We start from the raw sequence: 25,527 nt of genomic DNA, 5'->3' as shown, positions 1-25,527 counted from the left end.
ACGAGGCTCGCCATGATCCGCACCCTGACGAACGCCGCCCTCCTCGCCGCCGCCCCGGCGCTCCTTCTGGCTTCCGGAGCCCAGGCCCAGGATGCGGGCCAGAGCGCGGGCCAGAGCGCAGGCAAGTGGTCCTTCACCCTCGGCGCGGCGACCGACAACCGCTCCAAGGACGCCTCCAAGTCGGACGGTGATCCCTATGTCTACGGCGTGGCGGAATGGGAAAGCGCCAGCGGCCTCTTCTACGGCTCGGGTGGTCTGGAGACCATCGACGGCGGCGGCTCCAAGCTGGAGTCGGAACTGGTGGTCGGCGTCCGGCCCGAACTCGCGGGTTTCGACTTCGACCTGAACGTCGCGCACAAGTATCGTTTCGACGCCAACCCCGGCTATGACGACGACGCCTGGGAGTTCACCGCCGACATGAAGCGGTCGATCGGCCCGGCCAGCGCCCGCCTGCGTCTGCAACATTCGCCCGACGGCACGGGCTCGACCAAGGCCTGGACCTGGGTCGCCCTGCGCGGCGGCTGGGACTTCACGGACAAGCTGAACGTCTCGGCCGAGGTCGGACGTCGCGATCAGGATAACAGCGTCGACTACACGGGCTGGAACATCGGCGCCTCCTACGCCCTGACCCGCAACCTGGAAGCCCATCTGCGCTGGCACGACACCGACGCCGACGTTCCGGGCGAGCAGTACAAAGGCGCCCTGGTCGCCGGGATCAGCGTCTCCTTCTGATCCGGCGCCGTCGCGGGTGGCGGTCGGGTCGCCAAGGTCGTAAGCTTGGGCATGATCGACCGCCCGACGACCCTGGAACGCGCCTATCAACTGGCTGAAAGCGGCGCCTGCCGCACCGTGGGCGAGGTCAAGCAGGCCCTCGCGCAGGAAGGCTACGACCGCGTTCGCGACGCCCTCTACGGCGGCTCCATCACCTCCGCCCTGCGCAAGCTGTGCCAGGCCAACTTCGTCGCGAGCCCGCCCTCGCCCGCGAAATCCGACGGCTGACCGCATCGCGTCTTGCCTTTGGCGCGTTCAACGTCCATTTTAGCGACGTCGATCTCTCTGCGTAACGCTGCTGCCCCTTTGCTCTGCGCACCGAGGACCAAGCCGATCCTTTCAGACCCGACAGGCCTTCAGGGATGTCCCCTAAGGCTAATATCCAACGGAGGTCCTGAAAATGGCTACCGGCACTGTCAAATGGTTCAACTCCACCAAGGGCTACGGCTTCATCCAACCCGATGACGGCGGCAAGGACGTCTTCGTCCACATCTCGGCCGTCGAACAAGCCGGCCTGCGCGGCCTCGACGAGAACCAAAAGGTTTCCTACGAAATCGAGCGCGACCGTCGCTCGGGCAAGGAATCGGCCGGTCAACTGAAGACCGAAGGCTGATTTCGGCCTCGCCAGGGCTCTAGCCCCGGCGAAGACATCGAAGGGGCGCTCCGGCTGGCCGGAGCGCCCCTTTTTCGTGCCTGATCAGGAAAGCGCCTGATCCAGATCGGCGATCAGGTCGTCCACATCCTCGACCCCGACCGACAGGCGGATCAGGTTGTCGGTGACCCCGCCCGCCTCGCGCACCTCCTTGGGCACGCTGGCGTGGGTCATGATGGCCGGGTGGTTCACCAGGCTTTCGACGCCGCCCAGGGACTCGGCCAGGGTGAAGACCTGCACCCGCTCCAGCACGCGCCTGGTGCGTTCCAGATCGCCGTCGATCAGCACCGTCACCATGCCGCCGAAGCGACCGTTCATCTGGCGCGCCGCCAACTCGTGCTGCGGATGGCTGACCAAGCCCGGATAGATGACCTTGGCTGCGCCTGCCCGGCCTTCCAGCCAGCGGGCCACAGCCATGGCGTTCTCATTGTGCGCCTTCATGCGCAGGCCCAGGGTTTTCAGGCCGCGGTTGGCCAGGAAGGCGTCGAACGGCCCCATGACGCCGCCGATGGAGTTCTGCAGGAACTTCAGCTGCGCCGCCGTCTCGGCGTCCTTGGCCACCAAAACCCCGCCGACGATGTCGGAGTGGCCGTTCAGATACTTGGTCGCCGAGTGCATGACCACGTCGGCGCCCAAGGCCAACGGCTGCTGGCTCCACGGCGTGGCGAAGGTGTTGTCGACCACCAGGATTAGCCTGTGCGCCTTGGCGATCTTCGACAGGGCCTCGATGTCGGCCAGCTTCATCAGCGGGTTGGTGGGCGTCTCGACCCACAGCATCCGCGTCTTTTCCGTGATAGACGCCTCGACCGCGCTCAGGTCGCTGAGATCCACATAGCTGAAGTCCAGCCCCATGGACCGCCGCCTCACACGCTCGAACAGCCGCCACGAGCCGCCATACAGGTCGTCGCCGGTGACGATGTGCGACCCCGCGTCCAGCAGCTCCAGCGCCGTCGAGGTCGCCGCCATGCCCGAGCCGAAGCCGAAGGCCTGAACCCCGCCCTCCAGATCGGCGATGCAGGCCTCGAAGGCCTCGCGCGTCGGATTCTTGCCGCGCGCATACTCATAGCCCTTGTTCACGCCCGGGCTTTCCTGGGCGTAGGTCGAGGTGGCGTAGATCGGCGTCATCACTGCGCCCGTGGTCGGATCGGGCTTCTGTCCCGCATGGATGGCGCGGGTCGAAAATCCCTGGCTGTTCTTCAGTTCCGACATAGGCTTACCGGTTCAGGCTGAGGTGGTTGATCAGGTCGGTGCGGGCGATCAGACCGACGAAGGTCTCGCCGTCCAGAACAATAGCCACCCGGTCGCGGTCGAAGATCGGGATCAGGGCGTCCAGCGTCTCGCTGACCTGAAGCGTATCCAGATCGCGCGTCATGGCCGAGGACACCGGCTTGGCGAAGCGTTCCTTACGCGTGATCTCGTCAGTGTTCATGATGTGGACGATGTCGCTCTCGTCCAGGATGCCGACCAGGCGTCCATCCTGAATGACCGGCAGTTGCGACACCCCGTCGCCCTTCATCCGCTTGAAGGCGGTGTCCAGGGTGTCGTCGGGGCCGATGACCACCACGTCGCCGGCGACGTATTTCCGGTTGATCAGGTCCGACAGGTCGCCCTGGATCTCGCGCTGCGACAATCCCTGATCCGCCAGCCAGGCGTCGTTGTAGACCTTGGACAGATACTTGGCGCCCGTGTCGCAGACAAAGGTCACCACCCGCTTAGGCTCGGTCTGCTCGCGGCACCAGCGCAGGGCCGTGGCGATCAGGGTGCCGGACGACGAGCCCGCCAGAATGCCTTCCTTCAGCAGCAACTCGCGCACCGTGGCGATCGCCTCGGCGTCGGGAATGGAATAGGCGACGTCGATCAGGTCGGGATCGGTCGTCTCGGGCATGAAGTTCTGCCCGATGCCCTCAACGGTATAGCTGCCGTCCGGCCCCGCCACGCCGTCGTTGATCAGGCCCGCCAGGGCTGAGCCGACCGGATCGGCCAGAACGATCTTCGCCTTCGAACCCTGCGACTTGAAGTACTGGGCGTTGCCCGTGATCGTCCCGCCCGAGCCGATGCCGGCGACGAAGGCGTCGATGTCGCCCTCCATCTGTTCCCAGATCTCCGGCCCGGTCGTCTTGAAGTGGGCCTCGGAGTTGGCGTCGTTGGCGAACTGGTTGACGAAATAGCCGCCCGGAATCTGCTGGGCCAGGCGCTCGGCCATGTCGGTGTAGTACTCGGGATGTCCATGCGGCACGTCCGAGCGGGTCAGGCGCACGTCGGCGCCCATGGCGCGCAGGTGCTGAATCTTCTCCTTCGACATCTTGTCGGGGATGACCAGCAGGACATTGTAACCCTTCTGCTTGCCGACCAGGGTCAGGGCCAGACCGGTGTTGCCCGCCGTCGCCTCGACGATGGTGCCGCCCGGCTTCAGCCAGCCCGCCTTCTCGGCAGCCTCGATCATCGACAGGGCGATGCGGTCCTTGATCGAACCGCCGGGGTTCTGGCTCTCCAGCTTCAGGAACAGGCGGCAGGGGCCGGTGTCGATCCGCGTCACCTCGACCATCGGCGTCTTGCCGATCAGGTCCAGCAAGGATTTGGCGGGGCGGGACAGGACGGGGGCGTCGGACATCGACATTCAGGCGGGCTCCGTATGGGGCGATTTCCAATGAAGCTGGGCCTCGCCCCCTTCACGGTCAACTCACGCAAGTTTTCACCCTTTCGCCGCGAAGCGCGTTACAGAGGGCGCAATGGTCAAGACACCGAAACGCCCCCCGGCGGGCCTGCCCGACAAAGAATCCCTCATCGCCTTCCTGCGCGAGGCCGGCGAGGCCCAGAAGGCCGACATCGCCCGCGCCTTCGGGCTCAAGGGCGCCGAACGCCGCGCCCTGCGCGAAATGCTGCGCGAGCTGGAGGCTGACGGCAGCCTGGGCAAACGCGGCCGCGGCGGCTTCACCGAGGCCGGCGCCCTGCCGCCCGTCGGCGTGGCCGACGTGGTCGATCGCGACGCGGACGGCGAACTGTACGTCGAACTGGTCAAGGGCGGCGACGACGCCCCTCGCGCCCTCCTCATGCCCGACCGCCAGGCGCGCGGCCCCGCTCCCGGCATGGGCGACCGCCTGCTGGTCAAGTTCAGCCGCGGCGTCGACGGCTGGGAGGCGCGTCTGGTCAAGCGGCTGGACACGGGCGCCGACCGTCTGCTGGGCGTGATCCGCAAGTCCGCGCGCGAAACCCGGGTCGAGCCGGTGGATCGCCGGTCCAAGGATGTCCTGCTGATCCCCTCGGCCCTGGCCGGCGATCTGCGCGACGGCGACCTCGTCCTGGCCGCCGTCGAAAAGGGCGAGCACCGCTACGGACCCAAGCGCGGCAAGATCCTCGAGAATATCGGCCGCGAGGACGACCCCCGCGCCGCCTCCCTGATCGCCATCTACAGCCACGGCGTCCCCGTCGGCTTCTCCGAGGCGGTGGAGAGCGAGGCCGCCGATCAGGCCCTGCCCAGCCTCAGGGGGCGCGAGGACCTGCGCGACATCCCCTTCATCACCATCGATCCGGCCGACGCCCGCGACCATGACGACGCCGTCTACGCCCAGCGCGACGAAGACTCCAAGAACCCGGACGGCTGGATCGTCTGGGTCGCCATCGCCGACGTCGCGGCCTATGTCCGCCCCAATACGGCCCTGGACCGCGAGGCGCGGGCCAAGGGCAACTCGACCTACTTCCCCGACCGGGTCGAGCCCATGCTGCCCGAAATCCTGTCCAACGGCCTGTGCAGCCTGAAGCAGGGCGAGAACCGCGCCTGCATGGCCGTGCGCATGGTCTTCGACAGGGACGGCCGGAAGACCGGCCACCGCTTCGTGCGCGGCCTGATGCGATCCCAGGCCAAGCTGTCCTACGAACAGGCTCAGGCCGCCGTCGACGGCCAGACCGACGACGCGACCGGCCCCATCATGGACGCCGTCCTGCATCCGCTGTGGAACGCCTATGCGACCATGCTGAAAGGTCGCCGCAAGCGCAGCCCCCTGGCCATCGAAAGCCCGGAACGTCGCGTCATCATGTCCCCCGACGGCGGCATCGCCGCCATCGAGCCGCGCAAGTCGCTGGAGGCCCACCGCCTGATCGAGGAGATGATGATCCAGGCGAACGTCTGCGCCGCCGAGACCCTGGAAAAGACGCGCACGCCCCTGATCTATCGCGTCCACGAAGCGCCCAGCCAGGAAAAGATCTTCAACCTGGCGGACTTCCTGCACACCATCGGCAAGCCGTGGAACAAGGGCGAACCGGCCAACACCAAGCGGTTCAACAAGCTGTTGGAAGAGACCCGCGACGGCCCCCACGCCGAGGTGGTGAACGAGGTGGTCCTGCGCACCCAGATGCAGGCCATCTATTCGCCGGACAACGTCGGTCACTTCGGCCTGAACCTGGACCGCTACGCCCACTTCACCTCGCCGATCCGGCGCTATTCCGACCTGATCGTCCACCGCGGCCTGATCCGGGGCCTCAACCTGGGCTCGGACGGGCTGACGGACCGCGAGATCGCCGAAATGGGCGGCATCGCCGAACACGTCACCGAGACCGAACGTCGCTCCATGGCCGCCGAACGCGACGCCATGGACCGCTACATCGCCGCCTTCCTGGAAGACCATGTCGGCGCGACCTTCAGCGGCCGGATCACCGGCGTCACCCGCTTCGGCCTCTTCGTGCGCCTGGATGAGACCGGCGCTGACGGCCTGGTTCCCGTCTCCTCTCTGGGCGAGGAATACTTCACCCACGACGACCGCGCCCACGCCCTGGTCGGGGATCGGACCGGACAGCGCTACGTCCTCGGCCGCCGCGTCGAGGTCCGCCTGCGCGAAGCCACCCCCGTCACCGGCGGCCTGGTGCTGGAAATGCTATCCGATCCCGATCCGCGCGACCCCAACGCTCCGGCCCCGCGCTACGGCGTCCGCGGACGCGGCGGCGACCGCCCGCCGATGCGCGGAAAAAACCGCCCCGGCGGCCCCAAGCCCCGCAACGGCGGCAAACCCTCGGGCGGTCTCAAAGGCGTCCGAAAGGGCAAGCGGCGGTGACCCCCCAGCCCTTCGACGCCGCTCAGGATCTGGCCGACGCCCCGCGTATCGGCGGCGCCCAGCGGCCCAAGGACGCCGCCACCCTGATTTTGACGCGCGGCTCCGACCAGCCCGAGGTCCTGATGGGCCGCCGTGCTCCGGGCCATGTCTTCATGGCGTCGAAATGGGTCTTTCCCGGGGGCCGCATCGACCGGTCGGACTTCGCCGCCGCCTCGATCGCCGACCTGTCCGCCGACGCCGCCCGGCGCCTGGCGGCCGAACTGCCCGCCCGCCGCGCCCGCGCCCTGGCCCTGACCGCCGTGCGCGAAACCTTCGAGGAGACGGGCCTGATCCTCGGCCGCCCGGCCCCCTCCGCCTCGGTCGCCGGTCCCTGGCGCGAATATCGCCAGGCGGGCGCCCTGCCCGACCTTTCGGTCCTGTCCTATGTCGCCCGCGCCATCACCCCGCCGGGCCGCACCCGCCGCTTCGACGCCCGCTTCTTCATGGCCCCGGTCGAGGCCCTGCGTGATCCGGACCGGATCGAAGGCTCCGGCGAACTGGACGAGATCGCCTGGCTGCCCCTGGACGAGGCCCAGGGGCTGGACCTGCCCGCCATCACCCGTTTCGTCCTGGGCGAGGTCGCCGAGCGCCTGCGTCGCCCTGACCGTCCCCTGCCCTTCGTCCGTATGGTCCGGGGCCGCCACGTCGTCGAACACCGGGACTGAAATGGCCAGGACCGACATCCGCCTCCGCCTGACGATCCAGGACCCCGTCCCCGGCGTCCGCTACAGCCTGCAAGGCAAGGAGGGCGAGCCGGTCGACGCCGCGACCGCCTCGGACGCGCCCCTGTCCTTCGAGGCGCCCGTCACGCTCAACGACGACGGCCGCCTGACCGGCCCCTTCGTCCGTCGCGAGGGCGCGACCCGTCGTTTCGTCTACATCGCCATAGGCAAGCACGCCGGCGATCCCGACAGTCCCTGGGACCGACGCGCCAAGATCGACATCCACGACATCCCCGCCGACCTGCTCCAGGCCGCCCGCGACGGCCGCCCCCTGGAGCTCCGCCTGCCCGGTCGCGGTCGCGACGGCTCCCCCGTCTGCGCCACCGTCCGCCCTCTCGCCCCTTGGGCTGGAATCTGAGGGCCCGCCCTCCTATTTCGACGCGCCGATCCCTGACATCGATTGGGATTGCGCCGCCGACACGCCTTTTCGCCAGCCTGACCCGCGACCTGGATCATCATGGTCTTCCACGAACCAGGGGGGGATTTCAGACGATTCAGACCCGTTTTCCGAAAGACGAACGCCTCGTCGAAGCGGACCCTCGTTTCAGACGATTCAGACCTTTCAGACTCGGTTTTCTTCACCGCCCGCCTTCATCGCCGCCGGTTTCAGACCTTTCAGACGATTCAGACCCGTTTCGCCCGTCGCCGACCGTCGCCCTTGCGCCTTCCACAGGTGACAAGCCGCCCCATCCGTGTTTCAGCACCGCCCAGAAACCAGCCAGAAGCCGGCCGCCCTCGCGGCCCCACCGGACCCCCGCCTCCCCGCGGGGTCAACGGAGTATCCCTTGCCCTTCCCGTTTGAAATCTCCGCCGTCGAAGGCCGCGCCCGCACCGGGGTGCTGAAGACCACGCGCGGCGACATCCGCACCCCGGCCTTCATGCCCGTCGGCACCGCCGCCACGGTCAAGGCCATGACGGTGGATCAGGTCCAGCAGACCGGCGCGGACATCATCCTGGGCAACACCTACCACCTGATGCTGCGTCCCGGCCCGGAGCGGATGGAGCGCCTGGGCGGGCTGCACAACTTCATGCGCTGGGACAAACCGATCCTGACGGACTCGGGCGGCTTCCAGGTCATGAGCCTGTCGGGCATCTCCAAGCTGACCGAGGAGGCCGTGACCTTCTCCAGCCACATCGACGGCTCCAAGCACGTCCTTACCCCGGAACGCTCGATCCAGATCCAGGCCGACCGTCTGGGCTCCGACATCGTCATGCAGTTGGACGAATGCGTCGCCTGGCCTGCCGAGGAAAAACGCGCTCGTCAGGGCATGGAGCTCTCCGCCCGCTGGGCCTTGCGCTCCAAGAACGCCTTCGGCGCCCGCGATGCGCAGGCCCTGTTCGGCATCCAGCAGGGCTCGACCTATGAGAACCTGCGCCGCGAATCCTCGGAACGCCTGCAGGAGATCGGCTTCGACGGCTACGCCATCGGCGGCCTCGCCGTCGGCGAGGGCCACGAGGCCATGTGCGAGGTCCTGGACTTCGCCCCCGAGTTCCTGCCGAAGGACCGCCCCCGCTATCTGATGGGCGTCGGCAAGCCGATCGATCTGGTGGAAGCCGTCTATCGCGGCGTCGACATGTTCGACTGCGTCCTGCCGACCCGCGCCGGCCGCCACGGCCAGGCCTGGACCTGGGACGGCCCGATCAACATCAAGAACGCCCGTTTCGCCGAGGACCAGGACCCTCTGGACATGGGCGTGCCCTGCCCCGCATCCAACGACTATTCAAAGGCCTACCTGCATCACCTGATCCGCGCCGACGAAATCCTCGGCAAGGTCCTGCTGAGCTGGCACAACATCGCCTTCTTCCAGGCCCTGACCGCCGCCATGCGCGCCGCCATCGCCGAAGGCCGATTCGAGCAGTTCCGCCGCGATTTCCGCGCCCGACACCTGAAGGCCTAGCGCCCCCGACCTGTCCCTTTCAAAAGCCTCCGTAGGCGGTAGGGAGGTCTTCCGTCAGGCCGTATAGCGGCGGGGCGCTGCCGACCGTCTGGTCCGAACAGCGCCTTCAGCACTCGGCCCAGCGGCGAAGAAGATTGTGATAAACGCCCGTCAGCTTGATGACTTGAGGGTCGTCGTTGCCCAAAACTGGAACAAGGCCCTGAATGGCGTTGTCCATCTCATAAAGAATACGTCGCGCTCCCTCATCCCGCACCATGCTCTGCGTCCAGAAGAACGAAGCGACACGTGTTCCGCGCGTCACCGGCGTCACCAGGTGTTCGCTCGACGCGGGATAGAGGATGAGATCGCCCGCAGGCAGTTTGACCCTCTGTTCGCCAAAGGTGTCCTGAATGATCAGTTCGCCTCCGTCGTACTCGTCTGGATCCGACAGGAACAGGGTCGAAGACAGGTCTCCGCGAATGCGAAAATCCGTGCCGCGAAGAATCCGTATGGAGTTGTCTATGTGCACGCCGAACGACTGCTCGCCCTGATAGCGGTTGAACAGGGGCGGAAAGACCTTGAGCGGCAAGGCGGCCGAAACGAACTGCGGCGAGGCTCCGATGGCGTCCAGAATGATTGAGCCCAGTTGCTTGGCCAGGGGCGAACCTTCCGGCAACTGGGCATTGTTCTTGGCGAGGGCGGACTGGGCGCCCGACGTCTGGTTGCCGTCCGTCCATTCGGCAGCGTCCATCAGCGCACGAAACTGTTTGACCTGATCACGGCTCAGGACGTTCCGGATTTGCAGCAACATGGCTGAATGTCTCTCAGAATGCGGGGACGACGCTCGACACGGAAAACGCCCGCCCGTTCGCGATCCACTCGCATTCTCACGCATACGGGTCAAAGGAAAACCCCGCCCCCTTGCGGGGACGGGGCTTGCCTAGACCGGGATCAGAAGTTGAAGTTCAACGTCACGAAACCGGAGCGGCCGGCGCCTACGTTGGCGAAGAGACCCACGTGAGAGCCTTCGTAGATGGTCTCGTCGGTCAGGTTCTGGATGTTGACGCGGACGTTGACGTTCTCGTCGATGGCGTAGGAGCCCATCAGGTCGTAGCGCCAGTAGGACGGCACGCCGAGGGTGTTGGCGTCGTTCATCCAGCGGTCTGACATGTAGGTGGCGCCGCCGCCCACGGTGAACTTGCGGATCGTATAGGTGCTCCAGACGCTGAAGCTGTTCTGGGCGATGAACTTCAGGCGCTTGCCGTCGTTCGTACCGGCGCCGTCGTCCAGCATTTCCGGATCGAGGTAGGTGTAGCCGCCGTAGACGGCCCAGGCGTCCGTCACATTGCCGGAGAAGCCCAGTTCGAAGCCGCGCGTGCGGTTGTTGCCGATCAGGGCGACCTCGCCAGTGACGGGATCGGTGGCGCGCTGGTTGGTCTTCTCGGTCTCGAAGATCGCCGCGGTCAGCGACAGACGGTTGTTGAACACGTCCCACTTGGTGCCCAGCTCGAAGCTGCGGTTCTCTTCCGGATCCAGGTTCGGGCGCGAGCCGCCCAGGCCGCCGCCCGCCGAGCCGTCGGCGCCGCCCGACTGTCCCGCGGTTTCGCCGGACGGGTTCGAGGAGGTGCCGTAGGACAGATAGATGCTGCCGTTCTCGCGCGGCTTGTAGACCAGGCCCGCCTGATAGTTCCAGAACTTGGAGCGGTTGGAGACGACGCCGTCGGTGACGTCATAGTCGTCGTAGCGCAGGCCGAGGTTCAGCGACCACTTGTCATTGAAGTCGGTGGTGTTGAAGATATAGGCCGCCTGGGTGCGGGTCCGGTTGCTCAGCGCGTCATAACGGTCGCTGAAGTCCTTCAGCGTCGGTCCCCGATAGACGGGATCGTTCGCGTTCGGGTTCGCCAGGCTGGTGCGGCCGACGGCGAACAGCGCGCTCGCAGGCGTGGCGCCGGTCAGCAGCTTTTCTTCCGAGAAGTCCAGACCGGCCACGAACTGGTTGCGCGTGCCCGCCAGGTTGAAGCCGCCACGCAGGGCCGACTGGTTGGCCCAGGTCTCGCTGCGGCGATTGCCGGTCCGGACGTCGCGGTTCACCATGCCCGAAGCGGCGTGGATGGTCGGCCGGCTCATGATGTACTGGCTGGTCGATTCCGCCAGGCGAGTGACGTTGGTGAACTGGAAGCCGTTGGAGAATTCATGCTCCAGGGTCAGGGTGCCGATGTCGGCGTTGTTGCGACGCGCGTCGCGGCCCACGACCCCGTAGAAGTTGTCACGGCGCACCTTGGCCGGTTCGGCGTTGGCGCCCAGGGCGAACGGATGGCCGAGGTCCGGCACATCCTTGGCGCGCAGCATGTAGTAGCCGAGGTGGATGCTCGTGCTGTCCGACAGGCGATAGGCGATCGACGGAGCGAGACCGTAGCGGTCCGCGTCGACATGGTCGCGGCCGGGCGTGTCCGCCTGGTGGCTCATGAGGTTCAAGCGCACGGCGACCTTGTCCGTGATCATCCGGTTCAGGTCGAGCGTGGATCGCAGATATTGATCCGTGCCGGCGCCGACCGATCCCGAGATGAAGTTCTCGGCGCGCGGGCGCTTGCTGACCATGTTGATGCTGCCGCCGGTCGAGCCGCGGCCGCTGTAGGCCGAACCCGGCCCCTTGATGATCTCGACCTGCTCGATGTTGAAGGCTTCGTGAGCGAAACGGCCCAGGTCGCGGACGCCGTCGATGAAGATGTCGGTGCTGGCTTCGTAGCCGCGGATGAAGGGTCGGTCGCCGACCGGCGTGCCGCCTTCGCCGGAGCCGAGAGAAATGCCGGGCGTGGTGCGCAGGACATCCGACAGCGAGGCCGCGCCACGCTGTTCGATCAGTTCACGGCTGATGACGGTGACGCTCTTGGGCGTATCCAGCAGGGCGGCTGTGAATTGCGGCCCGGTCGGCTCGCCGGCCCGGCGTCCAATCACCTCGACCTCATCGACCTCATGGGCCTTGGCGGCTCCCGACGTCTGGGACTGGGCCATGGCCGCGCCGGGGACAGCGAGCAACAGGGCGGCGGACATGGGCGGCAACAGACTGGACAAATCGGGACTCCGGTTCCTGGGGGAGGAAGCGCCCGCCCCTCAATCTGAGAACGGATCGCAACGCACGGTCAAGTTGGGAGCGTGTTAGTGAGAAGGACTTGCAATATCAAAACGGCAAATTGTCACATTGACGCCTTCTCGCGGCCCAGGCGGCGACCAGGCCTCGCCGTCATGGACAGAAGGCCATGCGAGCGCCTCGACCCCGTTGATGCGTTCGGCGGTTCGCAGCAGGATCAGGCCGTTGTTGAAGCTCTGCACGTCGCCGAAGTCCGAGGTCGTGCGGAAGGCCGCGATCGATGTCGACAGGCGGTCGTACCGGCCGCGCCACCCCCGTTCATAACTGTCGATCACCTCCCAAGTGGCGCCGGCGTTGAAGATCCAGGCGTCGAAGTCGATCGTCCCGCCTTGCACGACATAGGTCGTCGCCATCGCCGAGGGTCATTTCGAGCAGTTCCGTCGCGACTCCCGCGCCTGGCATCTGAAGGCCTAGCGCCCTCGCCCCGAGCCGAACCCCGCCGGAGCCGCCGGCGGGGTTTTTCAATCACCTGACTCCGGGCGCGACAGTCCGCCCGGAAAGAGTGAGACTGGGTTGAGAGTTGTTTGCAGCTACAAATCCATGGCTCAGGCCGTCGTGCTGTCTGTGATCAACCCCAGCGCCGCAAGACCGGCCAACAGGCTGGCGAGAGCGGCATTACCGCCTCGTGATCCTGTAACGACAGGCTTGGCTGCCGGCGCCGTTGCGAAGAAGCCGAGTCCGGTGTTGTTGACCGCGACCTTGCTCGTCCCATCGCCAGAAATCAGCCGATTTGCGCCCCCTCCCTTGGCGCGAATGTCGATACCCGCGTTAGCGTCTGTCCCGGCGGCGATCAGGTAGGGGTTCCCGCCACTCACAACAGCCGTCGCGGAAATATAGTTCGTGGCCGCGGCGGTCGTCGGGCCGGCGACGCGCAACCCCTCGCTGGCTCCTCCCTGCGTTCTAAAGGACAGGATGCCCGCGCCCTTGGTTTGGACCACGCCATGGACGTCTGCATCAGACCCGATGAAGCTCAACAAAGGCCCACTGCCCGTCGTGGCGTTCTGCACCACCATATAGTTGACGCCGTTTGGCGTGTGCCGCGCGCGGAACACTGGAACTTCGGCGCTGCCGACGAAGGTCGAGACGCTGTCTGTAAAGATAAGGCCCGTGGCCGCAGCAGTTCCGCCGGTCACATCGGATCTGATCGTGGCGCCGCGCTGGGTGGCGTTGACCTCCCAAACCAACTCATGGCCGATCGCCATGCTGACAGCCTTTGCCGTGCCCGTCAGTCCATCCACGCCTCGGTAAAGGCCGCCGTTACGGAAGGTCAGCCCAGTGACCCATCGCTGAACCGCCAAGCCTTCCTCCCCGCCCGCCACGTCAATGGCGGTGCCGCTAGGCTGCGTGGGAACCGGGATCGGCGTGTTCGCATTGCCGACGACATAACCCACGCCGCCCTGCACGGCCAAATAGAGACCATGATAGCCTTTTCCGACGCCATAGGCGCTGGGCGTCGGTCGAACCGTCGTGAAATTGCCGCCTTGAACTTCGATCCCTGCGCTGGCTCCTCCCTCCGCGTAATGCAAAGCCTCGAAGTATCCGGCTCGGCCGAAGGAAGCGCCGGCGCCTTCGTTCAGCGTCACCGCCCCAAAGCCCATATTGATATTGGCGGCGACGCCGGGCGGCGTCCAAGAGCCGTACAGCGCGCCGATGCGATTGGTTGTCAGACCCATGACCTGAGCGTTTTTCGCGAAGTAGTTCGCGCCGCGCGTCGTCAGCCAGTCCGTCCCCAGCCCTGCCCCGGCGCCGAAACGGCCGCCTGTGTACTGAACGGCGTCGCCAAAGAGAAACCGATCCTGAACACGCCAGACAACAGCGCCCGGACCTTCATCGGTCCAGAACCCGCCCTTCGAGACCTGCAGGGCGCCGATGAACGCCGCCTTGTCGCCGTCGCTCAGATTGCCGCCGTCTACATCCGCCTTCTCGGTAACCGCTTCAATTCGCGGATCATCGCTGACGGCCAAAGTTCCAGTATCAGCCTCATTGATGGTCATCATCGTCTCCTGCGTGAACCTTGCTAAGGTTAGCGCGGCGCTACGCCAGGATCGGACACACCCCTTCGTTTCCCATCAGACAGCGTACTAAAATGTAGGCGCGATCGCCGCAGTGGGTTTCGGCGAGGACAAGGCCAGCGACACACCCAAGTCCGCAGCCGGACCGAACTCAAAACATGCGGTGACGAGTGCAACTGCACATGACTTTTCACGGATTGCGGAAATACACGCCGATCCATTGGAAAAGGGAGTGGTACGCCCCCTCGGGCTCGAACCGAGGACCCTCTGATTAAAAGTCAGATGCTCTAACCAACTGAGCTAGGGGCGCACATCGCTCTTGCGAAGCGGCGCGGAACATAGGGGCGGAATTTCACGGCGGCAAGCCGGTTTTTTAGGAAAATGTCGCATGCTTTCCGAGCCCTGTTCATCACACGCCGTTCCGGTCTAGCCTGCCCTCATGGGACCTCTCTCCGGGCTGCGCATCATCGAAATCGACGGGCTGGGCCCCGTCACCTTCGCGGGCATGGTTCTGGCCGACATGGGGGCCGACGTGCTGCGGCTGACGCGCGGCGGCGCGGCTCCCGCGGCCGTCTTCGACGAGGTCGGCGGCGAGGTCTTGCATCGGGGCCGCGCCGCCGTCCCCGTGGACCTGAAATCCCTCCAGGACCGAGGGCAGGTGCTGGACCTGATCGCTGACGCCGACGCCCTGATCGAGGGCTTCCGGCCCGGCGTCATGGAAAGGCTGGGCCTGGGTCCCGACGCCTGCGCCGCCCGCAACCCGCGCCTCGTCTACGGTCGGGTCACCGGCTGGGGCCAGACTGGACCGATGGCGGATCAGGTCGGCCACGACATCAACTACCTGGCCCTGTCCGGCGCCCTGCACCCCATGGGCGAGGCCGACCGACCGCCCGCCCCGCCCCTGAACCTTGTCGGCGACTACGGCGGCGGGGCCATGATGCTGGTCACGGGCGTCCTGGCCGCCCTGCTGGAGGCGAAGACCACCGGGCGCGGCCGGGTGGTGGACGCCGCCATGACCGACGGCTCGGCCCTGCTGACCGGCCTGTTCCACGCCTTGAAGGCGCGAGGCCTGTGGGACGGCGCGGCGCGCGGCGCCAACCTGCTGGACGGCGGCACGCCCTTCTATCGCTGCTACGCCTGTCGCGACGGGCGCTTCGTCGCCGTAGGCGCGCTTGAGCCGCGCTTCTACGCCGCCCTGATCGCGGGCCTGGACCTGACGCCGGAAGAGGCGCCCCAGTTCGACCGCTCGGCCTGGCCCGCCCTGCACGACCGCTTCGCCGCCGTCTTCGCCACACGCGACCGCAACGACTGGGCCGCCCGTTTCGTGGGAACCGAGGCCTGCGTCACTCCGGTCCTCAGCCTGGAGGAGGCGCCGCTTCATCCGCACAATCAGGCGCGCGGAACCTTCGTCGAATCGGGCGTCGTCCAGCCGGCTCCCGCGCCCCGTTTCGACGGCGCAGCCGCCTCTGTCGCCCCCGACCGGCCGTTCCTGTCGCTGGACCAGGCCCTGAAGGACTGGCGTCGCCCCTGATCCGATCGTTCGGCGAAAGGTTCAGTTGCGGTTCACATGGCTTCGGGCAACAAAAGGACAGGAACCCGGCCCCTTAAGCGGCGTTTGCCACCCACAGGGGGAATTTGAAGACAGATGAAGACCTTGAACGCGAAACCTTTGCTGCTGGCGGCCGTCCTCGGCGTCGCCGCCACCGCCCTCGCCGCCTGCGGAGAGCCCAGCCACGACCAGAACGACGGCGCCGTCGAGGTTCAGGTCGAGGAAGACGCGGCGCCTGCCGCTGAGGACTCCGCCGCACCCGCCGTGGCCGAGGTTCCGGCTATCCCCACCGACGCCCCGCCGCCGGTCGAAACCCTGCCGCCCGAGAAACGCACCTCCGAGGAATCGGTACAGCCTGAAAGCGAAACCCTCTTCTACTGATTTCGCTGATCGCGAAGTCGCCTGAAGCCCGCGGCCCCGCCGTCCTGACCCAAGGCTCTCGTTTGACGTCCAGGCTCCATATCCTACTCGCCGGAGCGGCGCTCTGGGTTCTCGCCGGCCAGGCCGCCCATGCGGCCGAGCCCAAGGCCCAGATCCGCGGCGAGATCGACGCCGAGTTGCGCCGCAAGCTGGAACAGGCCGTGGGTCAGGTCGACGCTGCCCCCTCCTCCCGCTTCGAGGCGCGCCGTCGCGCCCGCGGCGCCATGGAGGCGGCCGAAGCCCTGCTTCGTTCGGAAGGCTATTACCAGTCCGCCCTGCAGGATGAGGTGGAAGGGGAAGACAAGCCGGTCGCGATCATCACGGTCACGCCCGGCCGGCGCTTCATGCTGTCCGACGTCCATATCAACTGGAGCGCCCCGCCGCCCGACGCCGACACGGCCCGCGCGACCTTCGAGGACATCCAGTTGAAGCCGGGCGAACCCGGTCGCGCCGCCGACGTCCTGGCAGCCGAGGGTCGGATCGTCGCCACCCTGACCCGCGAAGGCTACGCCGACGCCCGGGCCGAACCCCGTCGCGTCGTGGTCGATCACGCCAGTTTCACGGTCCAGCCGAATTTCAACATCGCCTCGGGCGCCCTGGTGCGGCTGGACGGCATCCAGGTCCGCACGCGCGGACCGACGAATCCGGACTGGGTCGCAAACCTGGCCCCATGGACCAAGGGCGACCGCTATGATCCCGAGGACGTGGCCGAACTTGAGCGCCGCCTGCTGGACACCGGCGTCTATGACGGCGTCGGCGTCTCCCTGGCTCCGATCGAGGAGACGGACGCCGAAGGCCTGCGTCCCGTCGTCGTCTCCCTGGCTGACCGGCCGCGCAGCCTGCTCGAGGCCGGCGCCACCTATTCGACCGCCGAGGGCGCGGGCGTGGACGTCTTCCAGACGCGCTACAACCGCTTCGGTCGCGCCGCCACGCTGAAATACGGCGGCCGTTTCGCCAGCATCGACAGTCGTCTGGGCGGCGAGGCCAGCTTCCCGCACTGGCGCAGACCGGGACGGACGCTGAAGCTGTCCTCCTACCTCGTCAACGAACAGACCGACGCCTACGACCGCAGCGCGATCACCGTGTCGGCCGACCTGTCCCAGCGCATCGGCAAGACCTCCTATTTCACCTACGGCCTGGGCGTCGACGCGGGCCAGTACACCGAATACCGCTTTGATCCGGTCACCCAGGCGCCGATCACCTTCGACCGCGACCTGGCCATACTGACGGGTCGCGCCATCGCCTTCATGGATCGCTCGAACGATCCGCTGGATCCGACGCGGGGCTTCCGCCTCTATGTCTCGGCCCAACCGACCGCCGTGGCGGGCGAGGACACGGTCCTGTTCCTGAAGACCGAAGGCCAGGCCACCGCCTATCTGCCCTTGCAGGATGGGGCCAAGACCGTCCTGGCCGGCCGCGCCCGCATCGGCTCCATCATCGGCGGCGAGGAACTGACGGTGCCGTCGGATCGCCTCTTCTATTCCGGCGGCGGCGGTTCGGTGCGCGGCTATTCCTATCAGAGCATCAACCCCCGTCTGCCCAACAACAAGCCGCGCGGCGGCCTGTCCCTGTTCGAAACCTCGCTCGAGGTGCGGCGCGACATCGGCGAGAAGTTCCAGGCCGTGGCCTTCGTCGACGCCGGGGCGATCGGCTTCCAGGAAACGCCGAACCTGACCAACATGCGTTACGGCGCGGGCGTCGGGGTGCGTTACAAGCTGCCGTTCGGCCCCGTCCGCGCCGACGTGGCCTTCCCGCTGAACAAGCGCGAGGGCGACTCCGGCTTCCAACTCTACATCAGCATCGGCCAGGCGTTTTGACCGACCTCCCTCCGCCTCAGGACCCCGAAGCGGAAGCCCCCGCCGACACGCCCGCGAAGAAGGCGAAGCGCAAGCGCACGCGCCTGCAATGGCTAGCCTTCATCTCCGGGATCGTGGTCGCCTCCCTGGTCGCCCTGATCGTCATCGGCGCCGTCGGCGGCCGCATGTACCTGGTGTCCGATTCCGGCCGCGACCTGATCACCAGCTTCGTCGCCGGCAAGAAGATCAGCCGCTACGGCCGCATCAATGTCGAGGGACTGAAGGGCGACCTGTTCGACGACTTCACCCTGGGCCGTGTCACGGTCACGGATGAAAAGGGCGTCTGGCTGGAGGCGAAGAACGTCCGCGTCGACTGGTCCTACTGGCCCCTGCTGCTGCGCCGCTTCCATGCGACCGAGATCACCGCTGACCAGATTCGCCTGATCCGCCAGCCGGTGCTGGAGCCGCCGACCGAGCCAGGCGGTCCCCAGGCCCTGTCCATCGACATCGACCGCTTCAGCGCCAACGTCGAATTGATGGAGAACTTCTCCAAGGAATACGGCCGCTGGACCCTCAGCGGCGACGCCGCAATTCCGCGCAAGGGTCCCAAGTCGGCCAACGTCAACGCCTACAGCCTCAGCCGCAAAGGCGACTATCTGCGGCTCGCCGCCGTCATGGGCGAAAAGCCGGAGGACCTGCGCCTCAACCTGCGCGCCAATGAGGCCCAGGGCGGACCCATCGCCGGCTCCCTGGGCTATTCGCCGAACCAGCCCTTCTCGGCCGTCGCCGTCGTCAACGGCGAGATCGTGGACGTCGTCGTCCGCACCGGCCAGTTCACGCCCCTGTCGGTCAAGGGCCGCTACGGCAAGGACGAGGGCGCCCGCATCGCCGGCTACGCCGACTTCTCGGGCTCCGAGCTCCTGGCCCCCTTCGTGGAGCGCATCGGCCGCACCGCTCGCTTCGGTTTCGCCGCCGTGCCGGACCGCACGCGCGAAGACTGGCAGGGCGTGGCCTGGAAGCTGACGGCCGACAACATCCAGTCCAGCGCCCAGGGCATGATCCGCATGAAGGATCGCACCGCCCCCGACGGGATCAGCCTGGAGCTGACCACGCCGTCGCTCAGCCGCCTGATCGGCAGCCCCGTCGCCGGCGCCTCGGCCTATACCGGCGTGTTCAAGGGCGACGCCCAGACCTGGACTCTGCAGGGCTCGGCCAGCTTGCTGGCCGCCGACATCGCCAGCTATCGCGCCACGCGCATCTCCGGCCCGGTCGGCGTCGCGGCGAACAAGGGCCGCTATGACGTCACGGCCGACATCCGCGCCGTCGGCGGTTCCAGCGCCGGCATCATCGGCGCCCTGCTGGGCGCCCAGCCGCGCGTCCAACTGGAAGGTTCGCGCGCCGCGGACGGCGCCTATCTGCTGAAAAAGGTCGATGCGCGTGGCCAGGGCCTGACCCTGACCGGCTCCGGCGGGCGCAGCATCACAGGCGGGCTCAACTTCGCCGGCCGCGCCGAACTGACCGATCTGGGCCGCATCCACCCCGGGGCGCGCGGCGCCTTCGGCGGTCCGATCCGCGCGGCCTCGGCCCGTCCCGGCGCGCCCTGGACCCTGACCTTCGACGGTCGGGGCTCGCGCATGGCCGTCGGCATGGACGAACTGGACCGCCTGCTGGGCCAGACGCCGCGCCTGCAACTGGCGGGCTCGCTGAACAAGGGCGTGGTCGCCGTCGATCGCGGCGAACTGACCGGCGCGGCCGGACGCATGGGCGCCAAGGGCCTGATCGAGGGGCCGAAACTGCGCCTGGCGCTGAACTGGAACGCCCAGGGTCCCTTCGGCGTCGGACCTGTCGCCATCGACGGCGCCATGAGCGGCGACGGCGCCCTAACCGGCACCCTGGCCCAGCCGCGCGCCGACCTGCGCGCCGCCTTCGACAAGGTCTCGGCCGCCGGCCTGATCCTGACGAACGCCGACATGATCCTCAGCTTCCGCAAGGGGACCGACGCCTCCGACGGGCGGATCGTCATCAACTCCGGCTCCAACTACGGTCCCGCGCGCGCGGCCGGGAACTTCTTCCTGGGCGGCGACCGCATCCGTCTGACCGAGGTGGACCTGAACGCCGGCGGGATCACGGCCCAGGGGGCCGTCGCCCTGTCCAACAACTTCCCCTCCAGCGCCGACCTGACCTTCACCGCGCGTCAGGGCGCCTTCCTGGCCTCCGGCCAGGCCGACGGCCGGGTGCGCCTGACCGATGGAGGCGGCGATCAGAGCGCCGTGCTGGACGTGACGGGCCGCGACATCCGCCTGGTCAATTCGACCTGGACCATTCGCAACCTGGCGCTCAAGGGCCAGGGCACGCTGGACCGCCTGCCCTTCACCCTGGCCGCCGACGTGGGCGGCGCCACCCCGGTTCAGTTCAACGGCTCGGGCGAATATTCCCGTCAGGGGCCGGCGCAGAGCCTGACCCTGCGCGGCGGCGGCCGCGTGCGCGAGGTCGCCTTCACCACCCGTACTCCGGCTGTCCTGGCCCTGAACGGCGACGGCCGCGTGGTCCGGGTCGACCTGGGTCTCGGCGGCGGCGTCCTGACCGGCGAACTGCGCCAGGACAGCAAGGGCAGCGTCATCCAGGCCGACCTGACCAATGTCGAAATGGGCTCCCTGGCTCCCGATCTGCGCGGTCAGGTCACGGGCCGCGTCTCGCTCCAGGGCGCGGGCGACCGCCTGACCGGCTCGGCCGACGTCGATCTGAAGCAACTTCGCAGCGTGGACGCCCCGCGCGGCCTGGCGGTGGACGGCTCGCTCAACGCCGTGCTGGACGACAATGTCCTGCGGCTTCAGGCCCGCGCCAACGACGGCACGGCGGTCCAGGCCTCCGCCGACGTCGCCCTGCCGGTCGAGGCCTCGGCCGCGCCGCTACGCCTGGCCGTGGCCCGAACCCGCGACATGTCAGGCCAGGTCGCGATCAACGGCCAGATCCAGCCCATCTGGGACCTGTTCCTGGGCGGCGCCCAATCCCTGTCGGGCCAGGTCAACGCCCGCGCGACCCTGGGCGGCAGCCTGAACGCCCCGCGCCTGAACGGCCGCCTGGACCTGGCTCAAGGCGCCTTCCGCGACACCATCACGGGCCTGCGCCTGGAAAACGTGACCCTGGCCGGCCGCTTCGACGACAGCCAGGCCGTGATCGAGAGATTCGAAGCCGCCGACGGCGTCAAGGGAACCGTGACCGGCAACGGCAACCTGGGCCTGCGTCAGGGCTCCGGCTCGACCCTGCGGCTGGAGCTGACCCGCTTCCGCCTCATCGACAACGACATCGCCGAAGCTAGGGCGAACGGAACCCTGACCGCCGTGCGCGGCGCGGACGGCAATATCCAGCTGACCGGTAATCTGGACATCGACGACGCCCAGATCTCGCCCAACCTGCCCGGCTCCAACGGGGTGGTGAAGATGGATGTGGTCGAGATCAACCGCCCCGGCGGCGACCCTGTCGAAACCGAGCAGAAGGCGCGCGGCGGCCCCAGCATCGGCCTGAATCTGAACCTGACCGGACGTGAAATCCACGTGCGCGGCCGGGGGCTGAACGTCGAGCTGGTCGCCAACGCCCGGGTGCGCGGCACCATCGCCGAACCTCAACTGACCGGCACGGCCAATGTCGTCCGCGGCGACTATGAGTTCGCAGGCAAGCGCTTCGTCTTCGACGACACCGGCTCCGTCAGCCTGTCGACCGATCCGGCCCGCATCCGCCTGAACCTGGCGGCGGTGCGCGAGGACCCCGCCCTGACGGCTGTGATCAAGGTCACGGGCACGGCCGCCGCGCCCAAGATCGAGCTGACCTCCACCCCCGCCCTGCCCCAGGACGAGATCCTGTCGCAGGTGCTGTTCGGCCGCTCCGCGGCCCAGTTGTCTCCGTTCGAGGCGGCCCAGCTAGCCTCGGCTGTGGCCTCGCTCGCGGGCGGCGGCGGCTTCGACGTCATCGGCAACCTGCGCGAACTGGCCGGGCTGGATCGCCTGTCCTTCAGCGGCGAGGCCTCCAGCCTGACGGTCGCGGGCGGCCGCTACATCACCGACGACGTCTATCTGGAAGTCATCGGCGGCGGCGAAGGCGGGGCGGCGGTCAATGTCGAATGGCAGGTTCGCCGCAACCTGGCCGTCAGCTCCAAGTTCGGCGGCGAAGGCGACGCCAGCCTGTCCATCCGCTGGCGTCGCGAAGGCGCGCGCCCCGGCGGCGAACCCGGCGAACGACGCAGACGCTAGACCCTCTCCCGACAGGAGAGGGTCATACTCAGGCTACAGGACTTCCAGCACCGCCTCGACCGGACGGCCGATCCGCGCGCCCTTGTCGGTCTCGACGATCGGCCGCTCGACTAGCACCGGCTCGGCGATCATGGCCGCACGGATGACATCGTCCGACGCACCGCTTTCCAGCAGTTCGCCCGTCTTCGCCTCGCGCTTGCGCAACAGGCCCGACAGGCCGACGCCCGTTTCCTTCGCCAGCCGATCCAGCGTCGCCGCGTCCCAGCCGGTCTTCAGGTACTCGACCACCACCGGCTGAACGCCCTTCTCCTGCAGCAACTCCAGCGCCTTGCGCGAGGTCGAGCATTTCGGGTTGTGGAAGAGGGTGACGGTCATGGAAGGCTCCTGTTCTTCAACCTCGGCATCTAGGACTTCAGGTCGCCACGCGCCAGCGCCGCCGCGCCGCGCAGACCGCCGACGTGCAGAACCGCGCAAACCAGCATGGCCGTCACCGCGATCGCACTGCCCCAGACCGGCACGCCGGCCACGCCCAGGGGCGCCCCGACCATCAGACTGACGCCCGTCGAACTCAACTCATAGAGCGCCCAGGCCAGTCCGAAGACCGGCAGGATGCGGTTGGACTTTCGCCACTGCGCCCATCCCAGGCCAGCGGCGACCAGGGCGAAGAAGATCGCGAATCCCGTCGTCGCGCCCCGAAACTCGGCATAGGCCGCGTCCGACGCGTACCAGACCAATCCCGCCTGCAGCATGCCCACCGCTCCCCACAGCCAGAAAGCCGCGGCGCTGAGGCGCGCCATGGCGTGCGCCGTCGCCCCCGAATCGACAGGCCCGAACGGATTGGGAAGGCGGAAACGACGGTTCATGCGCGACTCCTCGAATACGGCGGCAAACCTATCCTGCGCGTCGCCGTTTTCCCAAGAGCGAGAGAGAGAAACCGCCTCGCCTTCACCTTTGATCCGACAGGGATTAGTGTCCCGGCCATGCGGATCGAACCTCAAGATCAGGCCGTGCTCGACCACGTCGCGGCCCAGGGCGACGCCATCGTCGCGCGGACCATCGACTGGGCCAACATCAACTCCGGCAGCCGCAACGCCGCCGGGCTGGCGCGCATGCTCGACGTGCTGGAGGCCCAGGCCCGTCGCCTGCCCGACGCCGCCGTCGAACGCCTGGCGACCCAGGGCGCGACCACCGTGGCCGACAACGGCGCCGTCATCCCTGCATCCTATGCCGACGCCCTGAAGATCGGCATCAGGCCCGAAGCGCCGATCCAGGTGATCCTGACCGGCCATTACGACACCGTCTTCCCCGCCGACAGCGCCTTCCAGACCGTCGAGACGCGTCCCGACGGCGCCCTGAACGGCCCCGGCGTCGCCGACATGAAGGGCGGCATCAGCGTCATGCTGGCCGCGCTGGAAGCCTTCGAGACCCACCCGGACAAGGCCCGCGTCGGCTGGACCGTGCTTTTATCCCCCGACGAAGAAATCGGCTCCCCCGCCTCGGCCCCCCTGCTGGCCGAACTGGGCGCGCGCGGCCATGTCGGCCTGACCTATGAGCCGGCCCTGTCCGACGGGACCCTGGCGGGCGAGCGCAAGGGCAGCGGCAACTTTCACCTGATCGTCACGGGCAAGGCCGCCCACGCCGGCCGCGCCTTCCACGAAGGCGCCAACGCCGTCGCAGGCGCCGCCATGATCGCCGCGCGCCTGCACGGTCTGAACGGCCAGCGCGAGGGCGTCACCGTCAATGTGGCCAAGATCGCGGGCGGCGGCCCGCTGAACGTCGTGGCCGACAACGCCGTGGTCCGCTTCAATGTCCGCGTGCCGGACGCCCAGGCCTCCGCCTGGATCGACGAGACGGTGCGCGCCATCGCCGCCGAGCCCCCCTTCCCCGGCCTGACGCTGGACCTGCACGGCGGCATGACCCGCGCGCCCAAGCCGATGGACGCGTCGCAAACCGCTCTGTTCCACGCCGTCCGCGACACGGGCGAGTTGCTGGGCCAGACCATCGCCTGGAAGCCGTCCGGCGGCGTCTGCGAGGGCAACAACCTGCACGCCGCGGGCCTGCCCAATGTCGACACCCTCGGCGTCGTCGGCGGCGAGATCCACTCGGATCAGGAGTTCGCCTGGCCCGCCAGCTTCGTCGAACGCGCCCAGTTGTCCGCCCTGATCCTGTGCAAGATCGCCTCGGGCGAGATCGACGCCCTCAAACTGAAACAGCTCCGACTGGAGACGATGTAACCGCATGCTCGTTGTTCGCCCCGCCGGCCCCGCCGACCTCCATCACCTGCTCGAACTGGCCATCCTGTCCGGCCCCGGCTTCACCAGCCTGCCCGAGGACGCCGACGTCCTGAGCGAGCGCCTGGAACTGAGCCAGGCCAGCTTCGAGGGTCGCGTGCCGCCGCAAGAGGCCTGGTACACCCTGATGCTGGAGGACAGCGACACCGGCGACATCGACGGCGTGGGCTCGGTCAAGGCGACGGTGGGGCTGAAGCGGCCCTTCTTCTCGTTCCGCGTGGTGAACAACACGGTCCAGTCGCCCTCGCTGGGCGTCAAGCTGGACCACCAGACCCTGGTCCTGGTCAACGAATGCACCGGCTGGACCGAGGTCGGCTCCCTCTTCCTCAAGGCCGACCGGCGCAAGGGCGGCGCCGGGCGCCTGCTGGCCCAGTCGCGCTACATGCTGATCGGCGCCCAGCCGGAACTGTTCGCGGAAAACGTCCTGGCGGAACTGCGCGGCGTCTTCACGCCCGACGGCTACTGCCCCTTCTGGGACCATGTGGCGCACAAGTTCTTCCCCATGGACTTTGACGACGCCGACCGCATGAGCGGCTCGACCGACAAGCAGTTCATCCTCGACCTGGCCCCGCGCCATCCCATCTACGTCGAACTCCTGCCAGAACCGGCCCGCGCCGTGATCGGCAAGGTCCACCCGCAGGGCGTTCCCGCCATGGCTCTGCTGGAAAGCGAGGGCTTCCGCCCCAACGGCCTGGTCGACATCTTCGACGCTGGTCCGACCGTGGCCTGCGGCCGCGACAACATCCGCACCGTCCGCGACGCCCGCCTGTTGACCGCCCGCATCGAGAAGGAAGTCGAGGTCGAGTTGCCCAGCCTGGTCTCGACCGACAACATCGCCGCCTTCCGCGCCGTCCGCGCCCGCGTCCTGGTCGACGGCGACGCGGTCCGCATGACCCCCGACGTCGCCGCCGCCCTGAAGATCAAGGACGGCGCGACCGTCCGTGTGAAATCCTGAGCC

Annotated in this window: 21 protein-coding genes and 1 tRNA gene; 13 read left to right on the top strand and 9 right to left on the bottom strand. The window is 67.7% G+C overall.

Annotation, left to right across the window (positions count from 1 at the left end; genetic code table 11):
- Positions 1–12: 12 nt before the first annotated feature.
- The 3 genes from ABIE19_RS05980 to ABIE19_RS05970 all read left to right on the top strand — a co-directional run bounded on the left by ABIE19_RS05980 (position 13) and on the right by ABIE19_RS05970 (position 1,384).
- Positions 13–732 carry a TorF family putative porin gene (locus ABIE19_RS05980; RefSeq protein WP_354088206.1) on the top strand — a complete coding sequence of 240 codons (720 nt, stop codon included), beginning with the start codon at positions 13–15 and terminating at the stop codon, positions 730–732.
- Between the two features lie 51 nt (positions 733–783).
- Entirely contained in the window at positions 784–999 is a 216-nt protein-coding gene (locus ABIE19_RS05975; protein WP_354088205.1) for a hypothetical protein, read from the top strand.
- A 172-nt stretch (positions 1,000–1,171) separates the two neighbouring features.
- Entirely contained in the window at positions 1,172–1,384 is a 213-nt protein-coding gene (locus ABIE19_RS05970) for a cold-shock protein (protein ID WP_003164457.1), read from the top strand.
- Positions 1,385–1,468: 84 nt separating this feature from the next.
- Here the strand turns inward: ABIE19_RS05970 and ABIE19_RS05965 are convergent, their stop codons facing one another.
- Together ABIE19_RS05965 and ABIE19_RS05960 are read right to left on the bottom strand one after the other, a co-directional pair.
- On the bottom strand, positions 1,469–2,632 hold the full coding sequence (locus tag ABIE19_RS05965) for a cystathionine gamma-synthase (RefSeq protein ID WP_354088204.1): 1,164 nt from the start codon (positions 2,630–2,632) through the stop codon (positions 1,469–1,471).
- Positions 2,633–2,636: 4 nt separating this feature from the next.
- Complete coding sequence (locus ABIE19_RS05960; RefSeq protein ID WP_354088203.1) at positions 2,637–4,040, bottom strand: pyridoxal-phosphate dependent enzyme; 1,404 nt, start codon at positions 4,038–4,040, stop codon at positions 2,637–2,639.
- A 112-nt stretch (positions 4,041–4,152) separates the two neighbouring features.
- Here ABIE19_RS05960 and rnr point away from each other — a divergent pair, with 112 nt between their 5' ends.
- The 4 genes from rnr to tgt all read left to right on the top strand — a co-directional run bounded on the left by rnr (position 4,153) and on the right by tgt (position 9,127).
- Complete coding sequence (gene rnr / locus ABIE19_RS05955; protein ID WP_354088202.1) at positions 4,153–6,468, top strand: ribonuclease R; 2,316 nt, start codon at positions 4,153–4,155, stop codon at positions 6,466–6,468.
- Complete coding sequence (locus tag ABIE19_RS05950; protein WP_354088201.1) at positions 6,465–7,172, top strand: NUDIX hydrolase; 708 nt, start codon at positions 6,465–6,467, stop codon at positions 7,170–7,172. Before rnr ends, ABIE19_RS05950 begins: the two co-directional genes overlap by 4 nt.
- Position 7,173: 1 nt before the next feature.
- The gene (locus tag ABIE19_RS05945) at positions 7,174–7,587 is read left to right on the top strand and encodes a DUF5990 family protein (protein ID WP_354088200.1); all 414 of its coding nucleotides are present in this window, start codon (positions 7,174–7,176) and stop codon (positions 7,585–7,587) included.
- 427 nt (positions 7,588–8,014) lie between these two features.
- Complete coding sequence (gene tgt, locus ABIE19_RS05940; protein ID WP_354088199.1) at positions 8,015–9,127, top strand: tRNA guanosine(34) transglycosylase Tgt; 1,113 nt, start codon at positions 8,015–8,017, stop codon at positions 9,125–9,127.
- 106 nt (positions 9,128–9,233) lie between these two features.
- Here the strand turns inward: tgt and ABIE19_RS05935 are convergent, their stop codons facing one another.
- From ABIE19_RS05935 to ABIE19_RS05915, 5 genes are all read right to left on the bottom strand, one after another.
- The gene (locus ABIE19_RS05935) at positions 9,234–9,917 is read right to left on the bottom strand and encodes a Fe2+-dependent dioxygenase (RefSeq protein ID WP_354088597.1); all 684 of its coding nucleotides are present in this window, start codon (positions 9,915–9,917) and stop codon (positions 9,234–9,236) included.
- Positions 9,918–10,057: 140 nt separating this feature from the next.
- Positions 10,058–12,178, bottom strand: coding sequence for a TonB-dependent receptor (locus ABIE19_RS05930; protein ID WP_354088198.1), 2,121 nt, complete (start codon positions 12,176–12,178; stop codon positions 10,058–10,060).
- Between the two features lie 84 nt (positions 12,179–12,262).
- Positions 12,263–12,607, bottom strand: coding sequence for a hypothetical protein (locus ABIE19_RS05925; RefSeq protein WP_354088197.1), 345 nt, complete (start codon positions 12,605–12,607; stop codon positions 12,263–12,265).
- Positions 12,608–12,799: 192 nt separating this feature from the next.
- Positions 12,800–14,251 (bottom strand): hypothetical protein, encoded by a 1,452-nt coding sequence (locus ABIE19_RS05920; protein WP_354088196.1) that lies wholly within the window; start codon positions 14,249–14,251, stop codon positions 12,800–12,802.
- Between the two features lie 248 nt (positions 14,252–14,499).
- Positions 14,500–14,576 (bottom strand) — tRNA-Lys (locus tag ABIE19_RS05915).
- A 129-nt stretch (positions 14,577–14,705) separates the two neighbouring features.
- Here ABIE19_RS05915 and ABIE19_RS05910 point away from each other — a divergent pair.
- The 4 genes from ABIE19_RS05910 to ABIE19_RS05895 all read left to right on the top strand — a co-directional run bounded on the left by ABIE19_RS05910 (position 14,706) and on the right by ABIE19_RS05895 (position 22,278).
- Entirely contained in the window at positions 14,706–15,797 is a 1,092-nt protein-coding gene (locus tag ABIE19_RS05910; protein WP_354088195.1) for a CaiB/BaiF CoA transferase family protein, read from the top strand.
- Positions 15,798–15,911: 114 nt separating this feature from the next.
- Positions 15,912–16,196 carry a hypothetical protein gene (locus ABIE19_RS05905; protein WP_376853907.1) on the top strand — a complete coding sequence of 95 codons (285 nt, stop codon included), beginning with the start codon at positions 15,912–15,914 and terminating at the stop codon, positions 16,194–16,196.
- A gap of 62 nt (positions 16,197–16,258) precedes the next feature.
- Positions 16,259–18,052, top strand: a complete 1,794-nt coding sequence (locus tag ABIE19_RS05900; protein ID WP_354088193.1) for an autotransporter assembly complex protein TamA — start codon at positions 16,259–16,261, stop codon at positions 18,050–18,052.
- Positions 18,049–22,278, top strand: a complete 4,230-nt coding sequence (locus ABIE19_RS05895) for a translocation/assembly module TamB domain-containing protein (protein ID WP_354088192.1) — start codon at positions 18,049–18,051, stop codon at positions 22,276–22,278. The genes ABIE19_RS05900 and ABIE19_RS05895 overlap by 4 nt, the downstream gene beginning before the upstream one ends.
- A gap of 33 nt (positions 22,279–22,311) precedes the next feature.
- On the opposite strand, the gene arsC is transcribed toward ABIE19_RS05895, so the two are convergent.
- Positions 22,312–22,653 (bottom strand): arsenate reductase (glutaredoxin), encoded by a 342-nt coding sequence (gene arsC / locus ABIE19_RS05890; RefSeq protein WP_354088191.1) that lies wholly within the window; start codon positions 22,651–22,653, stop codon positions 22,312–22,314.
- Between the two features lie 29 nt (positions 22,654–22,682).
- Positions 22,683–23,141, bottom strand: coding sequence for a hypothetical protein (locus tag ABIE19_RS05885; RefSeq protein WP_354088190.1), 459 nt, complete (start codon positions 23,139–23,141; stop codon positions 22,683–22,685).
- A gap of 117 nt (positions 23,142–23,258) precedes the next feature.
- Here ABIE19_RS05885 and ABIE19_RS05880 point away from each other — a divergent pair, with 117 nt between their 5' ends.
- Both ABIE19_RS05880 and ABIE19_RS05875 read left to right on the top strand, forming a co-directional pair.
- Positions 23,259–24,512 (top strand): hydrolase, encoded by a 1,254-nt coding sequence (locus tag ABIE19_RS05880; protein WP_354088189.1) that lies wholly within the window; start codon positions 23,259–23,261, stop codon positions 24,510–24,512.
- A gap of 4 nt (positions 24,513–24,516) precedes the next feature.
- Positions 24,517–25,524, top strand: coding sequence for an arginine N-succinyltransferase (locus ABIE19_RS05875; RefSeq protein WP_354088188.1), 1,008 nt, complete (start codon positions 24,517–24,519; stop codon positions 25,522–25,524).
- Positions 25,525–25,527: the final 3 nt, after the last annotated feature.

The sequence above is a fragment of the Brevundimonas faecalis genome (assembly GCF_040549405.1).
Taxonomy (GTDB): domain Bacteria; phylum Pseudomonadota; class Alphaproteobacteria; order Caulobacterales; family Caulobacteraceae; genus Brevundimonas; species Brevundimonas faecalis.
The sequence above is the reverse complement of the archived record's forward strand: the minus strand, read 5'-3'. Positions and strand labels throughout refer to the sequence as shown.

What these genes read in the sequence shown, in the direction of transcription:
- ABIE19_RS05885 (WP_354088190.1), bottom strand. Translation starts at nt 23,141, where the DNA reads ATGAACCGTCGTTTCCGCCTTCCCAATCCGTTCGGGCCTGTCGATTCG.
- ABIE19_RS05905 (WP_376853907.1), top strand. Translation starts at nt 15,912, where the DNA reads ATGAAGACCTTGAACGCGAAACCTTTGCTGCTGGCGGCCGTCCTCGGC.
- ABIE19_RS05980 (WP_354088206.1), top strand. Translation starts at nt 13, where the DNA reads ATGATCCGCACCCTGACGAACGCCGCCCTCCTCGCCGCCGCCCCGGCG.
- ABIE19_RS05925 (WP_354088197.1), bottom strand. Translation starts at nt 12,607, where the DNA reads ATGGCGACGACCTATGTCGTGCAAGGCGGGACGATCGACTTCGACGCC.
- ABIE19_RS05975 (WP_354088205.1), top strand. Translation starts at nt 784, where the DNA reads ATGATCGACCGCCCGACGACCCTGGAACGCGCCTATCAACTGGCTGAA.
- ABIE19_RS05880 (WP_354088189.1), top strand. Translation starts at nt 23,259, where the DNA reads ATGCGGATCGAACCTCAAGATCAGGCCGTGCTCGACCACGTCGCGGCC.
- ABIE19_RS05960 (WP_354088203.1), bottom strand. Translation starts at nt 4,040, where the DNA reads ATGTCGATGTCCGACGCCCCCGTCCTGTCCCGCCCCGCCAAATCCTTG.
- arsC (WP_354088191.1), bottom strand. Translation starts at nt 22,653, where the DNA reads ATGACCGTCACCCTCTTCCACAACCCGAAATGCTCGACCTCGCGCAAG.
- ABIE19_RS05965 (WP_354088204.1), bottom strand. Translation starts at nt 2,632, where the DNA reads ATGTCGGAACTGAAGAACAGCCAGGGATTTTCGACCCGCGCCATCCAT.
- ABIE19_RS05970 (WP_003164457.1), top strand. Translation starts at nt 1,172, where the DNA reads ATGGCTACCGGCACTGTCAAATGGTTCAACTCCACCAAGGGCTACGGC.
- ABIE19_RS05935 (WP_354088597.1), bottom strand. Translation starts at nt 9,917, where the DNA reads ATGTTGCTGCAAATCCGGAACGTCCTGAGCCGTGATCAGGTCAAACAG.
- ABIE19_RS05920 (WP_354088196.1), bottom strand. Translation starts at nt 14,251, where the DNA reads ATGATGACCATCAATGAGGCTGATACTGGAACTTTGGCCGTCAGCGAT.
- ABIE19_RS05875 (WP_354088188.1), top strand. Translation starts at nt 24,517, where the DNA reads ATGCTCGTTGTTCGCCCCGCCGGCCCCGCCGACCTCCATCACCTGCTC.
- rnr (WP_354088202.1), top strand. Translation starts at nt 4,153, where the DNA reads ATGGTCAAGACACCGAAACGCCCCCCGGCGGGCCTGCCCGACAAAGAA.
- ABIE19_RS05910 (WP_354088195.1), top strand. Translation starts at nt 14,706, where the DNA reads ATGGGACCTCTCTCCGGGCTGCGCATCATCGAAATCGACGGGCTGGGC.
- ABIE19_RS05945 (WP_354088200.1), top strand. Translation starts at nt 7,174, where the DNA reads ATGGCCAGGACCGACATCCGCCTCCGCCTGACGATCCAGGACCCCGTC.